Source organism: Gilliamella intestini (assembly GCF_900094935.1).
Taxonomy (GTDB): domain Bacteria; phylum Pseudomonadota; class Gammaproteobacteria; order Enterobacterales; family Orbaceae; genus Gilliamella; species Gilliamella intestini.
Genome location: NZ_FMBA01000014.1, coordinates 1 through 22,552 on the forward strand (window position 1 = coordinate 1; position 22,552 = coordinate 22,552).

Here is a 22,552-nt window from a genome sequence, read left to right on the forward strand (position 1 = left end):
ATTCATAGGCCATATTGACAACGGCTTGTTCTATATGTGGCTCTACCCGATTTTTTTCGATAGGCTTTTTACGACTGATTTCTTGAAGCGCAAGCTCACCCCCTTGCTCATACAGTTTTTTAAAGCGATAATAACTATCTCGACTGTATCCCATGACTTTGCAAGCTTGTTGAACGTTACCGAGTTGCTTAGCTAATTCTAGCAGTCCTAGTTTAGGTTTAATGATTTTGGCGGTTTGATTCATTTCTGACTCTCCTTTTTGTGTTATAAAATAACTTAAATGTCAGATTAAGTAAAGACTATTGCATATTACTCTAAAAAAAGCCCGCATTTGCGAGCTTTAGATTTGATTTGTATATCAGATTTTCTATATCCTGTTAACAACAATCTGCATGTTTTCGTGATGAAAACTGCATTTGCAAACCTAATTCTTGAACAATTTTAAAGATTGTATTAAAAGTAGGATTATCCTCACCTGATAACGCTTTATAAATACCCTCACGACTTATACCTTTCTCTCGTAAAAGCTGACTGATGTTTTTAGCTCTAGCTATATCACCAAGCGCAATAAATAAGAACTTAGGATCGCCTTCTTCTATTGCAGCATTTAAATATTCTTGCATTTCTTCATCGGTGTTTAAAAAATCAACCACATCAAAAGTTTTAAGTTTTGTAGTCATAATTAGCCCCATTTATTTACTAGTTCCTTAGCAATTTTTATATCTTCTTTTTGTGTATTCTTATCACCACCACACAATAAAATAACAATCTCATTATTGCGATTAACAAAATAAACTCTATATCTTTTTCCGCAGTGAATACGTATTTCTGATACACCCACTTCCTACAGGTTTGACATCACCAAAATTACCTTCTTGTATACGACGAATACGAACATTGGTTAATAAGTAGTTGGCAAATTAAAATCACTACCATAAATACCTGTAACAAATCAAAGATCCTCAAACAAGTTTTATTATGGCATAATATGCGCTAATTCATATTTCCACGACTTCACTCAAAGGCTAATTATTACTTATATGAGTGAAACGCATGTTAAAGAGAGTAAATTCTAGTGTTAAGTACAAATAACATCACAATGCAATTTGGCAGTAAACCATTATTTGAAAATATCTCGGTTAAATTCGGTAATGGTAATCGTTATGGTTTAATTGGCGCCAATGGTAGCGGTAAATCAACTTTTATGAAAATTATTGGTGGTGATTTAGTGCCAACATCTGGTAATGTTGCTTTAGATCCTCATGAACGATTAGGTAAGTTACGCCAAGACCAATTTGCGTTTGAAGAGTTTACCGTGCTTGATACGGTAATTATGGGACATGCCGAATTATGGCAAATCAAACAAGAGCGTGACCGCATCTATTCACTATCTGAAATGAGTGAAGAAGACGGCTTTAAAGTGGCTGATTTAGAAACTCAATACGCTGAAATGGATGGCTATAGTGCCGAAGCGCGTGCAGGTGAATTATTATTAGGCGTTGGTATTCCAATTGAACAACACTATGGTTTAATGAGCGAAGTTGCCCCTGGTTGGAAACTGCGTGTATTATTGGCACAAGCCCTATTTTCAAATCCTGATATATTATTGCTTGATGAACCAACCAATAACTTAGATATTGATACAATCCGCTGGTTAGAAGACACCTTAAATCAACGTGAAAGCACCATGATCATCATTTCGCATGATCGCCATTTTTTAAATATGGTCTGCACGCATATGGCAGACATGGATTATGGCGAGCTTCGCATCTATCCAGGTAACTATGATGATTATATGACAGCATCAACACAAGCGAGAGAGCGTTTATTAGCTGACAATGCTAAAAAGAAAGCACAAATTAGTGAGCTACAATCTTTTGTTAGTCGATTTAGTGCCAATGCGTCTAAATCAAAACAAGCAACTTCGCGCGCAAAACAAATTGAAAAAATTAAACTCGAAGAAGTCAAGGCCTCTAGTCGTCAAAATCCATTTATTCGTTTTGAGCAAGATAAAAAACTATTCCGTAATGCGCTTGTTGTTGAAAACCTAACCAAAGGTTTTGATAATGATCCACTATTTAAAAACTTAAACCTAATGGTCGAAGTGGGCGAAAAAGTCGCTATTTTAGGAACTAACGGTATTGGTAAAACCACATTAATAAAAACGCTAATGGGCGAGCTTACGCCTGAGCAAGGCGATATAAAATGGTCAGAAAATGCCAATATTGGCTATTATGCACAAGATCATGAATACGAGTTTGAAGAAGATTTAACGGTCTTTGACTGGATGAGTCAGTGGAAGCAACCAACCGATGACGAGCAAGCTGTACGTAGTATTTTAGGTCGATTATTATTTTCACAAGATGATATTAAAAAGCAAGTTAAAGTCCTATCTGGTGGTGAAAAAGGACGTATGTTATTTGGTAAATTGATGATGCAACGCCCAAATATTATTGTTATGGACGAGCCAACCAACCACTTAGATATGGAATCGATCGAATCACTCAATATGGCCTTAGAACTCTATCAAGGCACCCTATTTTTTGTTTCACACGATCGTGAATTTGTTAGTTCATTGGCAACACGCATTGTTGAAATTACACCTAAAAAAGTCATTGATTACACAGGTAATTATGAAGATTACTTGCATAGTCAAGGAATTGAATAATCAGTTATTAATAAAATAGCCACTAATAATGTGGCTATTTTTTGTATATTAATATTTTTTATTATTTTAATACAATGATAAAGTATCTTTTTATCGATGCTATTTTCGACAAACGGGAATACATCCATTATTTTGAAGCGCATTATAACCAACATAACCACTTTGGACATTAACGCCAAATATCCATGTATTTGTAGCCGTCTGACTACTCCAAGTACATCCTCGAGCTAAATTAAAACCACTCTGAGGATAACTATATAAATTCCCCCATTCACCATAAAACGTCCCATCTATATCTCGAGATAATCTGGTATTTTTATTATGTATCCAACTAGGTAATGATCCGGTTCCATGCCCTGTTACGGCTGTCGCTGCATTTGGAGCATTGCTAAGTTCCATTGGTGAATAAAAATAACTTGCCGCTTCTTCTGCACTAATCATCCCTAAATCACGTCCAGCACAAGCATTAGCTGCAGGGAAAATACCATTTCCAGCTAACTCTCTCTCTGTTTTATATTGTGTTGGAGGAAGTGCTCGTATCCATTTATTAATGGTAAAAGAATAAATAGACGTTTTTGAAGGCGTTATTATATTGGGTTTTGTTCTTGCTGATAAGGTTACATCAAAAGGTAAATTAGGATGAACGGATGAATTAAAGGTAACAACACCTTCACTTCCTGCTACATTACTTATTGAGACTAAATTTGGATTACTTGATGTATAAATATAATCACTCTGTTCGCCACTCATTATTAAAGTAAATTTTGCTTTATCAAAAGCCGTTGTGGGGAATTTAGTAGGAGCCAAAGCCGAAAACCCTTCATTAGGAATGAAAACGCTAGGGTTATAACCGCCAATAAATTTACAATTTGTCGTATTGGTACAAGTGTTTACGCCAACGCCAGAAGCATCATAAATTTGTAAACTAGCAGGCTTTATATAGCAAATTTTGAAATCATCAACTTTTATTGTATACGTTTTACTAAGACTACCATAAGCCCGTTCAGATGGTATGCCATATTGAGATTGTACTTTAACATTATTAGCACTAATCGTCAATTGATATGGGCCTTGACATGAATCTAATTTATTTTTTAATTCATCAGCAGATAATGTTCTTATCGTACCATCTGGCTGTCGATAACTCCAAGTAGCAGTTAATGTACCTGTTATTCCCATAGTTAAATGAGCTAAATCACCATCATCATCAGCATAACTTACCCCTACAATATTTGATAAATGATTTGGTTGTCCATCAGCAACAACTTTTGTAATAAATTGATTAAATTTGTCCCCATTATGCGCATAAATTACTTTATCTATAGATGGATAGATTTCTACATAGCCAGAGGAACTATCAGGTTTTTGAAAACTTAATAAATCAGCTAGTTCATTAATAGCAGAGCCATTTAATTTGATATAAGGGGCTGAACCTTCAATTTTTTTTATTGTCTTTGCAGATAAAGCAGCATAACTATTAGTAATAGTTAATAATGCCATAAAGATAATAAATAATGTATTTATGGCAATTTTTATAAACAAGGAATGAATCTTCGAGGAATTTACCTGGAAATATTTTTTACATAAAGAACAAATTAATGCTGTATTGTACCGTGTTGCTTCCATTCTTCTATAACCTATTCAATTTATGAAATTATTTTTTAATTTGATGTTTTCATATAATACGCCAATTAGTTTTTATAAAATCATTTTTGTTTTAGATAAAAAAATTATAGTAACTCACTAAAACAAGCCTATATAAATAAAAAATAACATCACTTTAGTATAAAATGTTAACCTTTTTATTAGGATTTGTAAATATTAGCTTAAATATATTTTACTTACAGTTAAAAAGGAAATCATAAAAAAGAAAAGCATATTAAAATTGTAATATCATCCGTTGATAGTCTATCATTGAAAAACTAGCTGTACCAATATATAAAGTGATTTACTCTTAAATAATTTAAAAAATTTTAGTAGCAATAAATATAACCGCTAATGTAATTATTTTTACATACTAATAATTTTTATAAATTCTTTTTTATGTTAACAACTTGCATAAATGGAAACAACTTCTCCAGAACCAATGTCTATATCAACATTTATATCATCTATACTATTCCATCTGTCCCAATATCCATCCAATTGTCTTGCGTCACCTCTTCCGAATAAAAGCTTATTGTATAACAACTCACTCCATTATTTATTCTTATATAATTGTCAAAAATGATTGATATCATATTTATATTTGGTCACAAATTCACTTTTCTTTACTGCTTCTATCGCTTTGAATAAAAAAGGAGTATATTTTTTATCAAGTTTAAAAATAGTATTTTTGCTCATTATATAAGTGCTCCTTACCGAAATACTATATTGTAATTGTTTAGATGATAGAATTAGGCTAACTGATTTATACGAACTTATATTTGCGTTATTTGATCATTTTAAGAATGATATAAGTACAATGGATTTTAAACAATAAAAAACAAACTACTCATTATCACATGACTAATTTAGTTATAAAAATAGCCACACCAGTGACTATTTTCTATTTAGAATCACCAATAGGTTAGAATTCTAATTCATCCCACCAAATATCGATAAGTGGACTGGTTTTGACATTTTTTAAGCCGTGACTTTCAAGCCATTTTGTGACAACGTCACGATGTTCATCAGTACAGTTGCCGAATTTTTGAGTACAAATAATCCCTTTCCAATTCAAATAACCACTACCCTCATAAGCTAAACCATTGGGTTGAATAGCTTCAACAATAAATTGATCAACAATATTATCTAAAGTTTCTTCAGTTGTACCTTCGTCAAAAGACCAACTAACAGTAAAACCTAATTCTTTAAACTCGTCGATGTGTAATTTTTTTCGTAAACGTCTACTACGATTAACCATAATCATTTCCTTCTTATTTTAATTAAATTAAGTTTGCTTATTTTTAGTGTGATTATGCTTATTGGAGGATTTCACACTATTTTGATTGGATTGCGACGATCGATTTGAAGATGAGCTTGCTCTTTTTACTGGCGCACGCCTTGGTAACGATTTTTTTACAGGTTCAGCTTTAATTTTAGGATCAACTTCAAACCCTTTGGTTGTTAATTCTGGAATCGTTTTTTTAATTAATTTTTCAATTGCTTTTAATTGTGGCAATTCATCAATGCACACAAGCGAGAGAGCTTGCCCTTGATTCTGCGCTCGCCCTGTTCGACCAATACGATGAACATAATCCTCAGCAACTTGTGGAAGCTCATAATTGACAACATAAGGTAATAACTCTATATCAAGACCTCGAGCGGCAATATCTGTGGCAACCAATGCTCTAATTTGCCCGCTTTTAAAATCAGCTAATGCTTTTGTTCGAGCTCCTTGGCTTTTATTACCATGAATAGCTGCTGATTTAATGCCATCTTTCGTTAATTGTTCCGCTAAATGATTTGCACCATATTTGGTTCGTGTAAAAATTAACACTTGTTGCCACTGATTTTTACCGATTAAATAAGATAGTAGCTCACGCTTACGACGTTTATCAACGCGATGTACATATTGCGTGATCTGCTCTGAAGCACTATTAGTTTTAGCAACCTCAATCAATTTTGGTGAATGTAAAATTGTTTCGGCTAAGGCTTTTATTTCGCTTGAAAAAGTCGCTGAAAACATTAAATTTTGGCGTTTTTTAGGCAACTTAGCGATCACACGACGAATATCATGAATAAAGCCCATATCTAGCATGCGATCAGCTTCGTCCAACACCAGTATTTTAACCGTTGACAGATCCACCGCATTTTGTTGCTGTAAATCAAGCAATCGCCCTGGTGTTGCAATTAAAATATCCACACCACCACGCAATTTCATCATTTGCGGATTAATACTCACCCCACCAAAAACTACTAATGAACGAATGGGCAAATAACGACTATAATCGCAAATATTTTCACCTATTTGCGCAGCCAGTTCGCGCGTTGGGGCTAAAATCAAGGCATATAAAGGACGTTTGCCTTTTTTAGGTTTTGGATTATTAGCTTCTTTTGCTTGCTGTTCAATAAGTTTTTGTAATATTGGTAAACCAAAGCCTGCCGTTTTACCTGTTCCTGTTTGTGCACTCGCCATAAGGTCTTTACCAGATAAGATTACAGGTATAGCTTGTTGTTGAATGGGAGTTGGGTCGGTATAGTTTTGTTCTTGAATTGCTTTTAAAATCTTGGTATCTAAACCAAGAGAGTCAAATGACATGAAATATTCCTAAAATGAAAAATAAATTATTCATATACATTATAAAGCAATTGAATAATAAATGTCTGACTATTTAAATAATATTAGTATATTACTAATTAAAAAAACATTTATTATACCAAAGCGTTATTTTATTTAGATAGGTCAGCAGATTATGTCAAATTTGCCTATTTACTGATATCAGGTTTATTTATCTTACCTAATGCATTGATTAGATAGTTTATGTAAAAAACACCTAAAATAACCGCATACACTGATTTTGTTTTGGGTTTAATATTATATTCGCCCCAACAATAGTAAGTTAATACGCTTCGTGCACAATTTGCCCAGATGGAAAACATGACGACACTAACAAAAAACAAGATATTACTTGTTATTTCAAAAAGATTATTTTCATATAGTATTGATATAACATCTGCACAAAATAAAACAACATTCAAAATAATCAAAATAATCACATAAATATCACTAACTATTTTTACGCCAAGCGCATTTTGGATTAGCTTATTACGTTTATAAAACCAAACTACACTATAAATACCCAAAGTAATGATGGAAAACAAAACAAATCTGAAGGTGGTCAAGTTATTTTCTTGTTTTAAAAAGTTTAGTCTGTTCATTTTTTCCTTAAATTCATATAACGTCGTTTAGTAGATATTAATTATTTACAACATAACCCCCCCATAAAATCCATTGATTTGATTTTAGTTTTTTTGTTATTGTTTGTAACAAAATCAACCCCATTGATATTGTTATCGTTTTATATTATTGGGTTCATAAGTTTTGTTTAGCTGCATTACATGTTTGTTCTAAACTAGAGCAAACAAATCATCTTAATACTTTAACCAGAAGTAATATGCGATACGCAAGGCAACCTAAACAAGGAAATATACTCACATATAAAAATACAATAAAGTTATCCAATCAAGATTTAAAATATTAAAACGATAACCAATAAAATAATACCACAAAAATGAAAAGCATTCCCACATCTTGACTATGAGGGGTAGCAATGTACTTATGCTATTGAATGTATTTAATCCGATAACATTAGTTAAACAACTTTGTTATTTCAGTTAAAATCTTGCTAAAAATACGTAATTATACGTTAATTTTTATCAATTTAAACAGCATTTTTTACTTAAACACGGTGTGTTCCTGAAACTTTTTAACAAAAATGAGGCAATCTTTATTTGTTTAGATAAACTGTGTAATAACCCACTGTACCAATCAGAAATTCATCAAACCAACCTATCCACAAACGAATGACATAATCGAAAGCGTGATACGAATTTTGAATTAAGATTTAGTATAATCAGCAATTATTTAGCGATTCAAAAAATAGATAATAAAAGCTTAAGCAATTTTAGGGAAAACACCTTATGCATTTTTAGAGGGGTATTTTAACCATTAAGTGTAAACAACTCGGCGTTTTCCTACAAATAATATTTTTTCATAATATCTTTAATAAAAACACTTAAATGATATTTATTATCATTTAAGTGTATGCTACTATTTTGGCTTTGATAATGATAATTAATGGATTTTGTATGCATTTTAATCTTAGCTATATAAAACGTTTATTCATTGCTTTACTTTTAACAACCCTTAGTATTAACTGTTTTGCTAAAGATGATATTACTTTTGCAAACTTTCGCGATATTCGTGATTTGAACCCACACCTTTATGGTGGCGAAATGTGGGCGCAAAATATGCTTTATGAGTCGCTAGTTCATTATAATGAAGATGGTACCTTTTCGCCTTGGCTAGCTGAAAGCTGGACCATTACTAACGATGGTAAAACTTATACTTTTAAGTTAAGAAAAGATGTTACTTTTAGTGATGGTGCTAAATTTGATGCCCATAGCGCTAAACTAAACTGGGATGCGGTGCTTTCAAATAAAGTACGTCATACTTGGCTTGAAATGGTACGCCTAATTACCGAAATCAAAGCCGTAGATGATTATACTTTGCAAGTTAACCTATCCGAACCTTACTACCCATTTTTGATTGAAATTGCCGTTACAAGACCAATGCGCTTTATTTCACCAAATTCTATGATTGATGGCGAAACAAAAAATGGTGTTAAATCTTATATTGGTACTGGCCCTTATGTTTTAGGCGATCATAAAAAAGATCAGTATGCCATTTTTAACGAAAACCCTAACTACTGGGGCAGAAAACCGCAAATTAAAAAGGTCACAATGAAAGTGATCGCTGATAACCAAAGCCGTTTGATGGCGCTTGAAAAAGGTGAAATTGATCTTATTTACGGTAAAAATATGGTCGATGCTGATTCGTATGAACGATTTGCTAAAATGGATAATTTTCAAACATTAATGTCAAAACCCGTTTCAAGCCGAATCGTTCTGATGAATACAACAAGGCCACAACTTAAAGATGCCAATGTGCGCCGAGCTATTGAGCATATCATCAGTAAAAAAGATGTTTCTGAAGGTATTTTTAATAATAGCGAAGCACCAGCCGATACTTTAATGGCAACTAATATTCCTTATGCTAATATCGGGTTAAAACCCTATGAGTATGATACCAACTTAGCAGCGCAACTACTTGATAAAGCGGGTTGGGTTAAAGTGAATAGCGAGCAATATCGTCAAAAAGAAGGCAAACCGTTCGAAATCACCCTTTACTATGATAGCAACACAGCTTCGCAAAAAACCATTGCTCAATATATGCAAGATGAATTTGAGCAAGTTGGTTTAAAATTGAACATTCACGGTGAAGAAGAACAAGGCTATCGCGATCGTCAAAAAGCCGGTGATTTTGATATGGTTTTTGATATTTCGTGGGGGATGCCTTATGATCCGCAGTCTTTCTTATCTGGCATGAAGTTGCCTGTTTATGGTGATTATATTGCTCAGCAAGGCTTAGCAGAAAAAGCTAAAATTGACGCAAGTATTAGCAAAGCGCTTATTTCCACCGATGAACAAGAGCGACAAGCACTTTACCGCTATGTACTAGAAACACTTCATAACGAAGCAGTATACATTCCTTTAACTTATGAACGTAACCGAGCTATTGCCATTAAGTCATTAAAAGGCATTGAATTTGCACCGTCACAATTTGATATTCCATTTGATAAAATGCATTATTAGGTTGTTGATTTTATTATTTAATAAGAATGTTAAATTATATTTTTAAACGTTTAATTATGATGATACCGATTCTTATCGGTATCTCATTTATTGCATTTTTGCTGATTAATTTAGCTCCTTCAGATCCTGCCGAAGTTGCATTACGCCTAAACGAAATCATGCCAACGCCCGAAGCCATTGAAAGTATGCGCCAAGAGCTTGGTTTAAATGAACCTTTTTGGTATCGTTATTTTAACTGGCTGTATAATGTTTTTCATCTCGATTTTGGCCGTTCATTTATTCATCGTGACCGATTCGTTTGGGATGAGATGATTCGCTGTTTAAAACCAACACTTATTTTAGCTACATCATCCTTTGTTTTTACCCTTATAATTAGTTTAATTTTGGGCATACTCTGTGCCATTTTTGCCAATTCTATGTTTGATCGGATTTTGCGTATCATTATCTTTTTAGGCACAGCGATGCCAAGCTATTGGCTGGGGTTGTTATTTATTTGGTTATTTGCTAATTACCTTGACCTATTACCAACTAATGGTTATGGTTCTTGGCAAAATTTAGTTTTACCTACAATTACATTATCGTTTGTGTATATTTCTACTTATATTCGATTTATTCGTAATAACATGATTGAAAACATGCATAATTATTTTATTTTTTATGCTCGTAGCCGTGGGTTAAAAGAACGCACCATCATTTTAAAACATGTGCTAGTCAATTCATTACAAACCACCATTACCGCATTAGGTATGACCATTCCACAATTAATTGCGGGTTCGTTTGTTGTTGAGTATATATTTTCGTGGCCAGGGCTTGGGCGGTTGTGTATTTCTGCAATAATGAATCGAGATTACCCTGTTATTCAAGCTTATATCTTATTGATGGCTATTTTATTTGTTGTTTGTAATTTTATTGTGGATGTTTTACACCTATTACTCGATCCACGGTTAAAAGAGAGTGGTAGTCTTTCATGAGCCAACTTAAGCAACTGTTCAAAAATAAAATAGCATTATGCTGTTTAACGATTATTGGGGTGATTATTGTTTTAGGTATTTTAGCGCCTTATATTGCTCCATTTGATCCAAATAAAGTTCGCATTGTGCGTAAGTATGCGGCAATTTCTGCTCAGCATTGGTTTGGTTGTGATCATTTAGGTCGGGATATCTTTTCTCGGTTACTTTATGGTATTCGCTCAACACTATTTTTGTCGATATTGACCATGGCAATAACAATTGTTATTGGAACCATCATTGGGCTTATTTCGGGCTATAATAGAGGTAAACTTGACGAATGTATTATGCGCCTTTGCGATATTATGCTTTCTTTTCCAAGTCAGGTAATGATACTAGCCATTGTCGGCGTGCTTGGAGTCGGCATTGAAAACGTGATTATTGCTAATATTGTTGTCAAATGGGCTTGGTATAGCCGAATGATTCGTAGTTCTGTAATCAAGTATAGCCGTAAAAACTATATTCTTTTTTCACGCACAATTGGTGCTCCTCATTTTTTTATTATTCGGCGCCACTTGCTACCTAATATTATGTCTGAACTTGTTGTACTCGCTACACTCGATACAGGGTGGGTTATTTTAAACATTTCGGCACTTTCTTTTATTGGATTAGGCGTACAAGCTCCCACCGCAGAATGGGGATTAATGTTAAGCGAAGCCAAAAACGTAATGATTCAGCACCCGATGCAGATGGTCTTTCCAGGAATGGCTATTTTGATTGTGGTTGCTGCATTTAATATGCTAGGAGATTGTTTGCGAGATATTTTAGATCCAAAGGAAAAAACAGCATGAGTGACACATTGCTTCAAGTTAACAATCTCACCGTAACACTAGATAACAGCAAGCCACTATTAAATAATATTTCGTTTCATCTAAAACATCATCAATGTTTAGGTATAGTTGGTGAAAGCGGTAGTGGCAAAAGCTTAACATGCAAAGCGATTATGGGCTTGTTAGAACCTTATTTTTCAGTTCAAGGGCAAATCCTGTTTTCCCCTAAAAAAACACAAATCAAATTACAACAAAATGGCGATTTGTTAAAACAAAATAACGAAACATTACGTTTTATGCGTGGTAATGTGATTTCGGTCATTTTACAGCACCCAATGAGTGCTTTTGATCCGCTTTACTGTGTTGGTAACCAAGTTGTTGAAACGCTATTGGCTCATCAACCAATCAGTAAAAATCAAGCCATAACTAAAACGCTTAATATGCTTGTAGAGATTGGTCTTGATAATCCTAAACAAATTTATAATCGATACCCTCATCAATTAAGTGGCGGTATGCTACAACGAATAATGATTGGTATTGCTCTTATGCTTGAACCTGAGCTGATTATTGCCGATGAACCAACAACTGCATTAGATTCAATTAACCAATTTAATATTCTAAAAATATTTGAACAAATTAAACAACAATCCAAAACATCCATGATATTTATCTCGCATGATTTAGGCGTTATTCACCATATAGCCGATCACATTTTGGTAATGAACAAAGGAACCATTGTTGAACAAGGAAGTCGAGATCATATTTTTTATCATTCTAAAAATGATTACACTCAATATTTAATTAATGCTCGTAAGCAATTATTAGCAAAATTTAATTGTGTTGTTCAACCCAATTATATAACACCCAGTTCGGAGACAATCTAAATGCCACCGTTGTTACAGCTCGATCATGTAAAAAAATCGTTTTTACAACCCAATCAAGGCTTACTTGGTCGTAAAAAGATATCGGTAATTAATGATGTCTCGTTTTCACTATATCAAGAGCAATGTTTGGGAATTATTGGGGAAAGTGGCAGTGGTAAAAGCACCCTAGCTAAACTGATTTTAGGGCTTGAAAAGCCAGATAGTGGAAACATTTACTTTAATGGATTTGATACATCTCAACGCGCTTGGCGAAAATCCTCAATACGGCGTGATATCAGTGCCGTATTTCAAGATTATAATGCATCAGTTAACCCTTATTTTACTACTGCTGAAATTATTGCCGAACCTATTGATATTTACCAAAAAATATCAACTAAAGAACGTCAAAAACGAATTGATTCGCTGTTGGAACAAGTCGGGTTAGATCACTCCTTTTATCACCGCTTTCCTCATGAAATGAGTGGCGGTCAATTGCAACGAATTTGTATTGCACGGGCGATTGCTTGCTCGCCTAAATTTATTCTATTTGACGAAGCAGTCAGTTCGTTAGATATATCAGTACAAACTCAAATTTTATCTTTACTTGCCGATTTACAAAAACAGCTAAACCTAACCACGATTTTTATCACTCATGATTTAACGACTATCACTTATTTGTGCGATAAGGTGATCTTTTTTTATCAAGGACAAATTGTTGAACAGGTGGACAATATTTCTCAATTAAGCCAAGTCAATCATCCTTATTCTAAACAACTTCTTGAATCTATTTTAGGATTTTAGATTATGACTACATCTTCAAATTCAAATAAACAATATCATTTTAAAGACTACCTTGCGCTGGTTATCCCCTTTATTATTTCAACAATCACAACGCCACTGCTTGGGGTGGTTGATACAGCTCTAGTTGGTCACTTACCTAACCCTGCCTTTATTGCTGGTATTGCTATAGGCACCGTGATTTTTAATACTATCTATTGGCTATTTGGCTTTTTACGAGTCAGCACCACAGGGTTTTCGGCTCAAGCATTAGATGATCCTATTTTATTAAGATCCTCGCTTATTCGCCCGTTTTTTATTGCCATTTTATTAGGCATTGTTTTTATTATTTTTCAAAGCCTAATATTTAATACCGCCATGCAACTTATAAAACCAAATGAAGAAGTAAAACACCATGCCCACACCTATTTTACTATTCTAATTTGGGGGGCGCCTTTTGTTTTAATCAATTATGTCTTAGTGGGGTGGTTAATGGGCATGGCAAAAATAAAAGCGGTTTTGTTTTTGCAAGTATTAATCAATTTACTTAACATTGTTATGGCTGTCACCTTTGTTTGGGGGTTTCATTTTGATATTCAAGGTGTCGCTTTTGCTACACTTAGCGCACAAATCATCTGTACACTATTAGGAATCTGGTTTATTTATGCCTATTTACCTAAAACCGAGCAAAAAACAGATTTCAAAGCCATATTATCTTGGCAATCTTTAAAAGGGGTAATTTTAGTTAATACTAATTTAATGATTCGAACTATCTGTTTGCTTGTTGTTACCAATCATTTTATCTCGATTGGCTCTCGTTTTAGTACCGAAGTGTTAGCCGCTAATGCGGTTTTATTTCAAATCCATTATTTAATGGCTTATTTATTTGATGGTTTTGCCAATGCCTCGAGTGTTTTTAGTGGTAAAGCTAAAGGAACAAAAGACGTCACGTTATATAATCAAACACTACGTTGGTCATTGCTATCGTGCTTTATTTGCCCCACTGTTTTGATTGCAATTTGGTTGGGATTTGATTCAACCATTATCCATTTACTCACTAATCAAACCGACATTATTAACCTATGTACTAAATATCAATACTGGATTATTGTGTTCCCTATTGTGGTTGCTGGTGGGCTTATTTATTATGGCGTGTTTTCAGGCATTAGCTACACATCATCCATTCGAGACTCAATGATTTTAGCGCTATTGCTATGGTTAATTGCACAATATCTATTTGTACCCATTTGGGGCAATCATGGGTTATGGCTCTCTTATATTTTATTTAGCACAGGTCGAACACTATTTTTAGTCATCTGGATTAAAAAATCCAAAAATAATATTATGCTTTAAGCAGCTACGCAGTAGATAACCTATTGCGTAGGTTAATATCAAATTAAGTGTAAATAACAAAACTCAAAATACACAAGGCATCTCTTTTTTTAAAACTTAACTTATTGAATATTATTAATTATTTAGCGTATCAATTAAAATATATATCACTTTTTTCCCGTTTTTTAAGTTTTAAACGGTATAGACTCCTGAATATTTTTTACAAAAATATAATCAAAAAAGGCAACCTAATGGCTGCCTTTAATTGTATTAACAAACTAAAATCACTTTTTATGTGGATGCGGATCTTTAACAGAATCACCCTGTCCAGTCATAATGTACCAACCATTTTTGCTATGCGGTTTTTTATTATAATCAGGGCAAGGAGGTAACGATTTCTTACTTTGGTTTGAATAAATATAGCCACAGTCAGCGCACTTATAAGTACCAGACGAAACATCACTACCATATGGAGCAAATTTGTGTACCATTCTAAGACCCTCCAAATTAAATAAGCGACAAGCCCAATGCTTATCACTGTATATATAACCGCCAATTTAATAAAAAATCAAGTACATTTTTCAAACAAAAAAACAATAAAATAACCATTTTGAGCACATAAAAATCGGTTAGAAAGATATTGATTTTATTATTTTTTTTAAAATTGATTTTTTATTGACTATTTTTTGTTGTAGCAAGTTTAATTTTTAAGAAAAGTGCTTTTGGACTTTCAGTCATTAAAATGCAAAGCTCTCAGGCTTTGCTATTTTGGCTATCCTCCTCGCACTGGAATTTTATTCTTTTATTGATTATTCTTTATTAATATCAGAATATCATTAGCGCCATAAAGATTAATAACTAAGTAATAAAAACTAAGGGGTGGTGCAAAGACCATAATTAATAATAGAAGTCTTGAACCAAAAAATATCACCGTTACTAGCTCCCACATCAAACTGACCACTAAACGGCCCTATTCTAGTCGTGTCACTTGTCCAATAGTTTTGGTCAACGAAGTCCGCACCAGCGTAATGATACATAAAGCCCCACTCCGAAAATAATCCAGCACCTATTGTACGCAGGTAATTATTATTTTTTGATGGAGGTGTAGCGCCGATAGAGCCTTGGCAATTCGGACCTGAGCCAATACCAGAACAAACTGCATTAGTCAGCTCCTTAACCTGTGGCACTCGATAACCCAAACCACTACACCAAGTTACCATATCAGGATAGTGATATAATTCAGCCCCCCTAACCACGAACCATTTTTGCAGGACAAATCCATATTTTATTACCTCGTTCCCCTCTCTATCTCTACCCACTAACTCAAAGGTCTGCGGTAACCTTGGCTTAGCAATTCGACTAGGATAAGGATTGAACCATTGATTTCTTGCCTCTGGACCTGTTAGTGTAACGCGAAATTCAACATCGCATTGGGCATTACATTTTGTTTTTCTCGTCACTGTAGCGGTAATTCCATCATGCGTAATTGGCGCTCCCCATGTTAATTCATCGGCATCTCCCCTTATGATTAAATCAAAATATAACCCATTTGCGCCCGTTGTCGGAAAATTTAGGTTGTATGATGCCTGATCGGTTGATTGAACTAAGAATCCATAATCTGGATGCCATATATCAGCAGGGCCTGCAAAGTGGAGTCTACCATACTCAAGATAGGGCTTTACAAATTTAAGCTCACCCCATTGTAACGATGGCAGTATTATGGCATCACTACGATTAGTTCTTCGAACATTCTTAACGGGTAATGCCTGTAAACTCCATAAACAAGACAATAATAACAATACCAATACTAACGAAACTTTTCGGAATAGTTTTGATAATAATTTGAAAGATAACTTTGAAGATATAAACGTGGCAGGGTTAAAAATCCAACTAGTGTGTTTATCTGATAAATTTAAGACATAGGTTTGCCAGTGCTGGTGTCTGGTGTCTGGTGTCTAAAATGATAATGCATTATGGTTCACCTGTCAAGTAAGTTAATGATTTATTTTGATTTGTTTGCTTATTTAATGTTCTACCTCTTTAAGGTAGGTTAAAGTATAGCCATTTAAAAAAAACTTGGCTAGTTTTTTATACAATTTTTTAATTAGAATATGATGCTAGGCTTTGTAAATCTTAACTTTTGTGAAAAAAATGAATATTGGTGATAATTTCTGAATCAAGGATTTAGTGAATTACCTAAAACCAATGAACATATAATCCTTACCATGTTATGGGGTGTATTACGCTCATAAAATTGTTCAGTTAGAGTATTGATTTTATTTAATTTTTTATTTTTATTAAAATCAACCAGTTATACAGAAATTTCTATTTTTTATACAAAATACCGCCTACACGGCGGTGAACAAAACATTTGAGTAGCATCATCATTATTAGTCTTTCTAAACCACCTACACGGCGGTGAACGGGAAATAAAAGGTATTTCGTTTGAGACACGATTTCTAAACCACCTACACGGCGGTGAACCTGTGGCTATTTTGCTAGGTGAGCGTGAAATTTTTCTAAACCACCTACACGGCGGTGAACTCACGTTCATCGTAACAACACGCTTGTATACTTTTCTAAACCACCTACACGGCGGTGAACATGAAGTAATCACCTTTACTGTTGGCTTGGATTTTCTAAACCACCTACACGGCGGTGAACTTGCAATTAAATCACCATCCAAGAACATTGCATTTCTAAACCACCTACACGGCGGTGAACAGCGAACGGATGAATGGTTTAACGCACGGCTATTTCTAAACCACCTACACGGCGGTGAACGTAGCGTTATTCAGAATTTACCAAAAAGATGTTTTCTAAACCACCTACACGGCGGTGAACGGAATATCAACGTTTTTTTCAATAATCGTTTTTTTCTAAACCACCTACACGGCGGTGAACTGGTATACATAAAATGTATATCAGGTCAGGAGTTTCTAAACCACCTACACGGCGGTGAACTAGAAGCCAATATACTATAACTCCATTTAGCAAAAGGCAAATAGGATTTTTTCTGTCAAAAACCCTTTTTTACAAGACATTCTTAACCTTTTGTTTTTATTTATTTTAATTTATTGTTAAAAAAAAGGGTTAGCTAAATTTTATATTTTGAGGCAATTTTTAAATTGTATTTTAAAAAATCCATCTAGTGAATTGATTTTATTTTAACTGTAAAATATTACTATACATTATTTTTCTCACTATAAAAAATATGCTTTATTGCCAACAAACAATAATAAAATTACAATAATTTCACTTTAAACCACTTAAAGCAAAAAACATGATTACTTACCACGATGCTACATTAGAAGATTTATCATTTATTGTCGATGTCTATAATTCAACAATTGCTGGTCGCCAAGTGACTGCCGATACAGTGCCTGTTTCTGTTGAAAGTCGATTGGAATGGTTTTATCAGCATAACCCTAAAAATCGCCCAATTTGGTTAATTAAATATCAAGATAGACCTTGTGGTTGGATTAGTTTATCTTCGTTTTATGGTCGCCCTGCTTTTTATAAAACCGTTGAAATTAGCTTATATCTTCATCAAGATTTTCGAGGCAAAAAAATTGGTCAATTTATGGTGGATAAAATCGAACAATTTGCTAAACAGGCTGGAATTGAGGCAATTTTTAGCTATGTGTTTCGACATAACTTACCTAGTGTTAATTTATTTAAAAAAATGCAGTATCAACAATGGGGACTTCTTCCAAAAATTGCTGAATTAGATAATGTTCAGCGTGATTTAGTGATATTAGGTAAACGGTTAGATTAACTGACCTCTATCGATAAAATTTACCTATTCAAAAGGATTTTTAATGAGCACCTTTAATGATATTAAATATTACGCTAGTCAATCTAAAATCACCACAACGCTAGTAGTAATCAATATTCTGTGTTTTTTTGCATTTCGGCTAGTTGATAGCCGTGGGTTTTCGCCATTATATGAAAATCATTTTTTGATTGATTGGGGAGCCGATGTTGCGGAGTTAACTTTTTCTGGCCAGTATTGGCGGATGTTTACCAATTTATTTATGCATATCAGCGTAACGCATTTAGCGATGAATATGCTGGCATTATGGAGCATTGGTCCTATTTTAGAACAGCGCACTCCTCGCCTTGCTTTTGTTGGCATTTACTTTTTTTCAGGGCTAGTAGGAAGCTTATCAAGCGATATTGCCACCATCAATCAAAATGTGATTAGCTGTGGTGCCTCGGGTGCTATTTTGGGTATTATTACCGCATTGTTGGCTTATTGTTTGGTGTTTAAAACCAATATACAAGAAATGCCAGTCAAAGCAATGTTGGTGAGTTTAGTATTAACTGCTGGGTTAGGGTTATTGCCATCTATCGATAATATGGCGCATATCGGTGGTGCTTGCGCTGGTTTTGTACTTGGTGGGGCTGTTTCGTTATGTATTAAAATGTTCAAATACCCAAGTAAGTTAACTCTGCTTATTATTGGTTTTGTATTTATTGTGACTGCATTGGGGATCTATGTGCAATATATGCACTATGCTTTGCCTAGTGGTTATTATGTCTATTATTAATAATAAAAAGGCGCTGATTATCATTAAACAGCGCCTTATTTATGCAAAAGCTATTTAAAAGCTATTTAAAATCCGTGCAGGCTCAATCTTACAGGCTCGTTTAGCTGGATAATAGCTAGCAATTAAGCTAAGTAGCATGGCTGTTATAAACACTATCACCACATCAAACAGATGAATTTCGGATGGTAAAAAATCGATAAAATAGATATTGCTATTTAAAATTTTATGCCCCATTAGTGACTCAATAAAGCCCATGATGTTAGATAGTTGCCATGACAGTATTACGCCTAAAATAACTCCAATTAGACTGCCAATTAACCCTGAAATCACCCCATACCATATAAAAATATGTTTGATTAAACGATTAGTTGCGCCTAGGGTCTTTAATATGGCAATATCACGCTGTTTATCTTTTACGGCAATGACTAAAGTGGATACAATATTAAAACAGGCCACGCCAATGACCACAATCATGGCCAGATACATGATTTGCCTAATCATTTGAATATCACGATACATAAAGCCAAACGTCTGTTCCCAACTATTAAATAACAGATCTTCGTCAAGCCCTAATGCTGCTTGACCAATAAGGTTATTGGATTGATAAACGTCTTTTACATTTACCATAATACCTGTAACGCTATCGCCCATATTTAGTAATTTCTGTGCATCTGTTAATGGAATTAAGGCCATGTTATTACTCAAGCTGCCACTTAATTCTAAAATCCCTACTACTTGCAAACGGACTCTTTTAGGTGGTTTGAGTTGATTTGGACTACTCGAAACAGGAATTAATAAAGAAACCCATCCCCCTTCACTCACTGATAAATTTTTAGCAAGCCCTGCTCCAATAATAATTTGTTGGCTATCGGGCTTAAAATCTTGCCATTTATTATTCAGTACATAATTCGGTAGTGAACTGAATTGCATTTCTTGTTCAGGGTCAAGACCTTGTACTTGCACAGCGCCAAGCTTGCTACCGTTTTCAATTAATCCAGTAAAATTAACAAATGGTAAGGCTGATACAATATTACTATTGTCTTTAAGTTCTTGTTGAACGTGTTGCCAATTATCTAAATTGCCGTATTTTGGATAGAATTGTCCATGTGGCACTACCGATAACACTCGATTGTGTAATTCACGTTCAAAGCCATTCATGGCACTTAAACCAATAATTAATGCCGCAATACCAATAGCAATGCTGAGTGTTGAGATAATCGAAATTAACGACACCATACCACTTTTACGACGCCCTTTTCGAAATTTTATGGCGGTAATTAAAGATAAATTCATATTAATTATCCATTAATTGTTATCTGATGATGCGCTATCAGAAAGTTGACCATCTCTCATCACCATTTGTTTATCAAGTTTATTGGCAAGCTCAAGATCATGTGTAACAACCAAAAACGCGGTTCCGTGTTCACGATTTAATTTAATCAGTAGCTCAAAAATAGAATCGGCTGTTGATTTATCAAGGTTACCCGTTGGCTCATCAGCCATTACTAAAGCGGGGTTATTAATTAATGCACGCCCTATTGCCACTCGTTGGCGTTCTCCACCAGAAAGCTCGGAAGGGCGATGATTTGCTCGTTTGACTAAATTAACCGACTCTAGCATTGCCATAGCCCGTTTTTTAGCTTCGTTGGGTAAAACGCCGCCAATTAATAGTGGCATGGCTACATTTTCAAGCGCGGTAAAGTCAGGCAATAGGTGGTGAAATTGGTAAACAAAGCCAATTTCTTGATTGCGTAGACGTGCCTTTTCTTGTTCAGATAATTGATTTAACTGATGTGATTTAAAAATAATTTCGCCAGATGTGGGATTATCTAAGCCACCAAGCAAATGCAGTAAAGTGCTTTTACCTGATCCTGAACTACCTATAATGGCGAGTAATGATTGTGAATAAATGTCAAACGAGACATTTTTTAAAACCTCGGTTACCATTTTGCCTTCGTTATAAGTTTTATAAAGATTTTTGGCACTTAGTAATATTTGTGAATTATTCATAACGTAAAGCCTCGGCAGGTTGAATATTGGCGGCACGATATGCAGGATAAAGTGTTGAAATTAGCGATAACATAAGCAATCCAATAATAATTAAAATAATTTGCGATGGTTCAACTAATGAAGGTAGCAAGATACCAGCTAAAGATAAACCTAACACTTGCATGATTTCGTTTAAGTTAATGGCAAGTAGCAGTCCTAAGGCGCTACCTAATAACGTGCCAATTATTCCTGAACTTGCACCTTGAATAATAAAAATTAACATAATTTTAAAGCGAGACAGACCTTGTGTTTTTAAAATAGCGACTTCGCCTTGCTTTTCCATCACCAACAAGCTTAATGAAGTAATAATGTTAAAAGCCGCAACAATCACAATCAGGCTAATGAGTAATCCCATAACATTTTTTTCCATTTTAATGGCCTGAAATAATTCACCTCGTTTAGCTCGCCAATCTTTAAAGACTAATCCTTCAGGTAATGGGGTGCTGGTTATCGAGGCAATATCGAGTGGTTTATCTAAAAATAGACGCCAACTGCTAATCATATTAGGAGGATAACGTAATAAGTTTTTAGCATCTGATTGATTGACATAAATAAGCGTTTGATTGATATCGTGGTTAACCGTAAACAGTCCTACAATATTAAATAAACGCTGGGAAGGTATACGCCCAACTGGGGTAATTTGACTTGCATCTGTTACCATTAAACGTATTTTATCGCCAACGGTTACACCTAATTGATTAGCTAACGTTTGCCCTATGATAACATTGTACTGCCCTGCTTGAAGATCTAAGAACGATCCACTATAGATATAATCATTAATAGGATCATCATCTTCTGGGTTAATGCCCATTAGTGTGCTTACAGTGATACTTTGCTCACTTTGCAAAACCACATCACTCGACACTAAAGGACTAATACGATTAACACCTTGAATCAGATTGAATTGCTCGCGAGTAATGACCTTAGGATCTATCCTACCTTGTGGTGTTGTGATCTGGGCTTGAGGTAAAAACTTTAAAATACTACTTTGCATCTGATCTTCAAGCCCGTTCATGACTGATAAGACCACAATTAGACCAATTGAACCTAACATAATCCCAATCATCGACAACCATGATACAAAGCGACCAAACCCATCTGTTTTTTGCCCGTATACATAGCGCAAACCAATAAAAAATACTAATGGACGAAATATTTTTGACATAAACGTATA

22 protein-coding genes and 1 CRISPR repeat array are annotated in these 22,552 nt (G+C 34.3%); of the genes, 9 read left to right on the forward strand and 13 right to left on the reverse strand.

The features are described from left to right. The 3 genes from GA0061080_RS05180 to GA0061080_RS13105 all read right to left on the reverse strand — a co-directional run. Window positions 1-244: helix-turn-helix domain-containing protein (locus GA0061080_RS05180; protein WP_141683091.1), on the reverse strand; the 244-nt coding region annotated here is incomplete at its 3' end. Window positions 245-377: 133 nt separating this feature from the next. Beyond that, window positions 378-680 carry an addiction module antidote protein gene (locus tag GA0061080_RS05185; protein WP_091122301.1) on the reverse strand — a complete coding sequence of 101 codons (303 nt, stop codon included), beginning with the start codon at window positions 678-680 and terminating at the stop codon, window positions 378-380. A 2-nt stretch (window positions 681-682) separates the two neighbouring features. After that, entirely contained in the window at window positions 683-841 is a 159-nt protein-coding gene (locus tag GA0061080_RS13105) for a type II toxin-antitoxin system RelE/ParE family toxin (RefSeq protein WP_245174440.1), read from the reverse strand. Window positions 842-1,075: 234 nt separating this feature from the next. Between GA0061080_RS13105 and GA0061080_RS05195 the strand changes: the two genes are divergently transcribed. Next, a complete protein-coding gene (locus tag GA0061080_RS05195; RefSeq protein ID WP_091122183.1) occupies window positions 1,076-2,668 on the forward strand; it encodes an ABC-F family ATPase in 1,593 nt (530 codons plus the stop codon). Window positions 2,669-2,767: 99 nt separating this feature from the next. On the opposite strand, the gene GA0061080_RS05200 is transcribed toward GA0061080_RS05195, so the two are convergent. The 5 genes from GA0061080_RS05200 to GA0061080_RS05215 form a co-directional block, all read right to left on the reverse strand. After that, window positions 2,768-4,210: a hypothetical protein gene (locus tag GA0061080_RS05200; RefSeq protein ID WP_091122186.1), complete on the reverse strand. Its 1,443-nt coding sequence runs from the start codon at window positions 4,208-4,210 to the stop codon at window positions 2,768-2,770. A 678-nt stretch (window positions 4,211-4,888) separates the two neighbouring features. After that, complete coding sequence (locus tag GA0061080_RS13005; protein ID WP_280642392.1) at window positions 4,889-5,011, reverse strand: hypothetical protein; 123 nt, start codon at window positions 5,009-5,011, stop codon at window positions 4,889-4,891. A gap of 226 nt (window positions 5,012-5,237) precedes the next feature. Further along, the gene (locus tag GA0061080_RS05205; protein ID WP_091122303.1) at window positions 5,238-5,576 is read right to left on the reverse strand and encodes a YggL family protein; all 339 of its coding nucleotides are present in this window, start codon (window positions 5,574-5,576) and stop codon (window positions 5,238-5,240) included. Between the two features lie 24 nt (window positions 5,577-5,600). Next, window positions 5,601-6,911: an ATP-dependent RNA helicase RhlE gene (rhlE, locus tag GA0061080_RS05210; RefSeq protein ID WP_091122189.1), complete on the reverse strand. Its 1,311-nt coding sequence runs from the start codon at window positions 6,909-6,911 to the stop codon at window positions 5,601-5,603. 167 nt (window positions 6,912-7,078) lie between these two features. Beyond that, window positions 7,079-7,531, reverse strand: coding sequence for a DUF4234 domain-containing protein (locus GA0061080_RS05215; protein ID WP_091122192.1), 453 nt, complete (start codon window positions 7,529-7,531; stop codon window positions 7,079-7,081). Window positions 7,532-8,461: 930 nt separating this feature from the next. Between GA0061080_RS05215 and nikA the strand changes: the two genes are divergently transcribed. The 6 genes from nikA to GA0061080_RS05245 are packed head-to-tail and all read left to right on the forward strand — an operon-like array spanning window position 8,462 to window position 14,797. Next, a complete protein-coding gene (nikA, locus tag GA0061080_RS05220; protein WP_209435743.1) occupies window positions 8,462-10,027 on the forward strand; it encodes a nickel ABC transporter substrate-binding protein in 1,566 nt (521 codons plus the stop codon). A 26-nt stretch (window positions 10,028-10,053) separates the two neighbouring features. Next, complete coding sequence (gene opp1B, locus GA0061080_RS05225) at window positions 10,054-10,998, forward strand: nickel/cobalt ABC transporter permease (RefSeq protein ID WP_091122198.1); 945 nt, start codon at window positions 10,054-10,056, stop codon at window positions 10,996-10,998. Continuing rightward, a complete protein-coding gene (opp1C, locus tag GA0061080_RS05230) occupies window positions 10,995-11,825 on the forward strand; it encodes a nickel/cobalt ABC transporter permease (RefSeq protein ID WP_091122202.1) in 831 nt (276 codons plus the stop codon). Before opp1B ends, opp1C begins: the two co-directional genes overlap by 4 nt. Continuing rightward, window positions 11,822-12,688 carry an ABC transporter ATP-binding protein gene (locus GA0061080_RS05235; RefSeq protein ID WP_091122205.1) on the forward strand — a complete coding sequence of 289 codons (867 nt, stop codon included), beginning with the start codon at window positions 11,822-11,824 and terminating at the stop codon, window positions 12,686-12,688. The genes opp1C and GA0061080_RS05235 overlap by 4 nt, the downstream gene beginning before the upstream one ends. Continuing rightward, window positions 12,689-13,468: an ABC transporter ATP-binding protein gene (locus GA0061080_RS05240; RefSeq protein WP_091122209.1), complete on the forward strand. Its 780-nt coding sequence runs from the start codon at window positions 12,689-12,691 to the stop codon at window positions 13,466-13,468. Between the two features lie 3 nt (window positions 13,469-13,471). Continuing rightward, entirely contained in the window at window positions 13,472-14,797 is a 1,326-nt protein-coding gene (locus GA0061080_RS05245) for an MATE family efflux transporter (RefSeq protein ID WP_091122211.1), read from the forward strand. Window positions 14,798-15,060: 263 nt separating this feature from the next. On the opposite strand, the gene GA0061080_RS05250 is transcribed toward GA0061080_RS05245, so the two are convergent. Together GA0061080_RS05250 and GA0061080_RS05255 are read right to left on the reverse strand one after the other, a co-directional pair. Beyond that, a complete protein-coding gene (locus GA0061080_RS05250; RefSeq protein ID WP_065635792.1) occupies window positions 15,061-15,267 on the reverse strand; it encodes a hypothetical protein in 207 nt (68 codons plus the stop codon). Window positions 15,268-15,648: 381 nt separating this feature from the next. After that, window positions 15,649-16,566 (reverse strand): hypothetical protein, encoded by a 918-nt coding sequence (locus tag GA0061080_RS05255; protein WP_091122214.1) that lies wholly within the window; start codon window positions 16,564-16,566, stop codon window positions 15,649-15,651. 606 nt (window positions 16,567-17,172) lie between these two features. Continuing rightward, window positions 17,173-17,740: direct repeats of the CRISPR family, unit length 28 nt; unit sequence TTTCTAAACCACCTACACGGCGGTGAAC. A 319-nt stretch (window positions 17,741-18,059) separates the two neighbouring features. Here GA0061080_RS05255 and GA0061080_RS05260 point away from each other — a divergent pair. Both GA0061080_RS05260 and GA0061080_RS05265 read left to right on the forward strand, forming a co-directional pair. Beyond that, a complete protein-coding gene (locus tag GA0061080_RS05260) occupies window positions 18,060-18,554 on the forward strand; it encodes a GNAT family N-acetyltransferase (protein WP_091122217.1) in 495 nt (164 codons plus the stop codon). Between the two features lie 43 nt (window positions 18,555-18,597). Next, window positions 18,598-19,329: a rhomboid family intramembrane serine protease gene (locus GA0061080_RS05265; protein WP_091122220.1), complete on the forward strand. Its 732-nt coding sequence runs from the start codon at window positions 18,598-18,600 to the stop codon at window positions 19,327-19,329. A gap of 54 nt (window positions 19,330-19,383) precedes the next feature. Here the strand turns inward: GA0061080_RS05265 and lolE are convergent, their stop codons facing one another. From lolE to lolC, 3 genes are read right to left on the reverse strand one after another with little or no spacing between them, the layout of a single operon-like run. Beyond that, complete coding sequence (gene lolE, locus GA0061080_RS05270) at window positions 19,384-20,622, reverse strand: lipoprotein-releasing ABC transporter permease subunit LolE (protein WP_209435745.1); 1,239 nt, start codon at window positions 20,620-20,622, stop codon at window positions 19,384-19,386. A gap of 12 nt (window positions 20,623-20,634) precedes the next feature. Continuing rightward, window positions 20,635-21,339 (reverse strand): lipoprotein-releasing ABC transporter ATP-binding protein LolD, encoded by a 705-nt coding sequence (gene lolD / locus GA0061080_RS05275; protein ID WP_065590452.1) that lies wholly within the window; start codon window positions 21,337-21,339, stop codon window positions 20,635-20,637. Beyond that, window positions 21,332-22,534, reverse strand: coding sequence for a lipoprotein-releasing ABC transporter permease subunit LolC (gene lolC / locus GA0061080_RS05280; RefSeq protein ID WP_091122306.1), 1,203 nt, complete (start codon window positions 22,532-22,534; stop codon window positions 21,332-21,334). The genes lolD and lolC overlap by 8 nt, the downstream gene beginning before the upstream one ends. Window positions 22,535-22,552: the final 18 nt, after the last annotated feature.

Coding starts and splice junctions, on each gene's coding strand:
- GA0061080_RS05215 (WP_091122192.1), bottom strand. CDS start 7,531: ATGAACAGACTAAACTTTTTAAAACAAGAAAATAACTTGACCACCTTC.
- opp1C (WP_091122202.1), top strand. CDS start 10,995: ATGAGCCAACTTAAGCAACTGTTCAAAAATAAAATAGCATTATGCTGT.
- GA0061080_RS05250 (WP_065635792.1), bottom strand. CDS start 15,267: ATGGTACACAAATTTGCTCCATATGGTAGTGATGTTTCGTCTGGTACT.
- GA0061080_RS05235 (WP_091122205.1), top strand. CDS start 11,822: ATGAGTGACACATTGCTTCAAGTTAACAATCTCACCGTAACACTAGAT.
- nikA (WP_209435743.1), top strand. CDS start 8,462: ATGCATTTTAATCTTAGCTATATAAAACGTTTATTCATTGCTTTACTT.
- lolD (WP_065590452.1), bottom strand. CDS start 21,339: ATGAATAATTCACAAATATTACTAAGTGCCAAAAATCTTTATAAAACT.
- GA0061080_RS05185 (WP_091122301.1), bottom strand. CDS start 680: ATGACTACAAAACTTAAAACTTTTGATGTGGTTGATTTTTTAAACACC.
- GA0061080_RS05265 (WP_091122220.1), top strand. CDS start 18,598: ATGAGCACCTTTAATGATATTAAATATTACGCTAGTCAATCTAAAATC.
- rhlE (WP_091122189.1), bottom strand. CDS start 6,911: ATGTCATTTGACTCTCTTGGTTTAGATACCAAGATTTTAAAAGCAATT.
- lolE (WP_209435745.1), bottom strand. CDS start 20,622: ATGAATTTATCTTTAATTACCGCCATAAAATTTCGAAAAGGGCGTCGT.
- GA0061080_RS05240 (WP_091122209.1), top strand. CDS start 12,689: ATGCCACCGTTGTTACAGCTCGATCATGTAAAAAAATCGTTTTTACAA.
- GA0061080_RS13005 (WP_280642392.1), bottom strand. CDS start 5,011: ATGAGCAAAAATACTATTTTTAAACTTGATAAAAAATATACTCCTTTT.
- GA0061080_RS05260 (WP_091122217.1), top strand. CDS start 18,060: ATGATTACTTACCACGATGCTACATTAGAAGATTTATCATTTATTGTC.
- GA0061080_RS05245 (WP_091122211.1), top strand. CDS start 13,472: ATGACTACATCTTCAAATTCAAATAAACAATATCATTTTAAAGACTAC.
- opp1B (WP_091122198.1), top strand. CDS start 10,054: ATGTTAAATTATATTTTTAAACGTTTAATTATGATGATACCGATTCTT.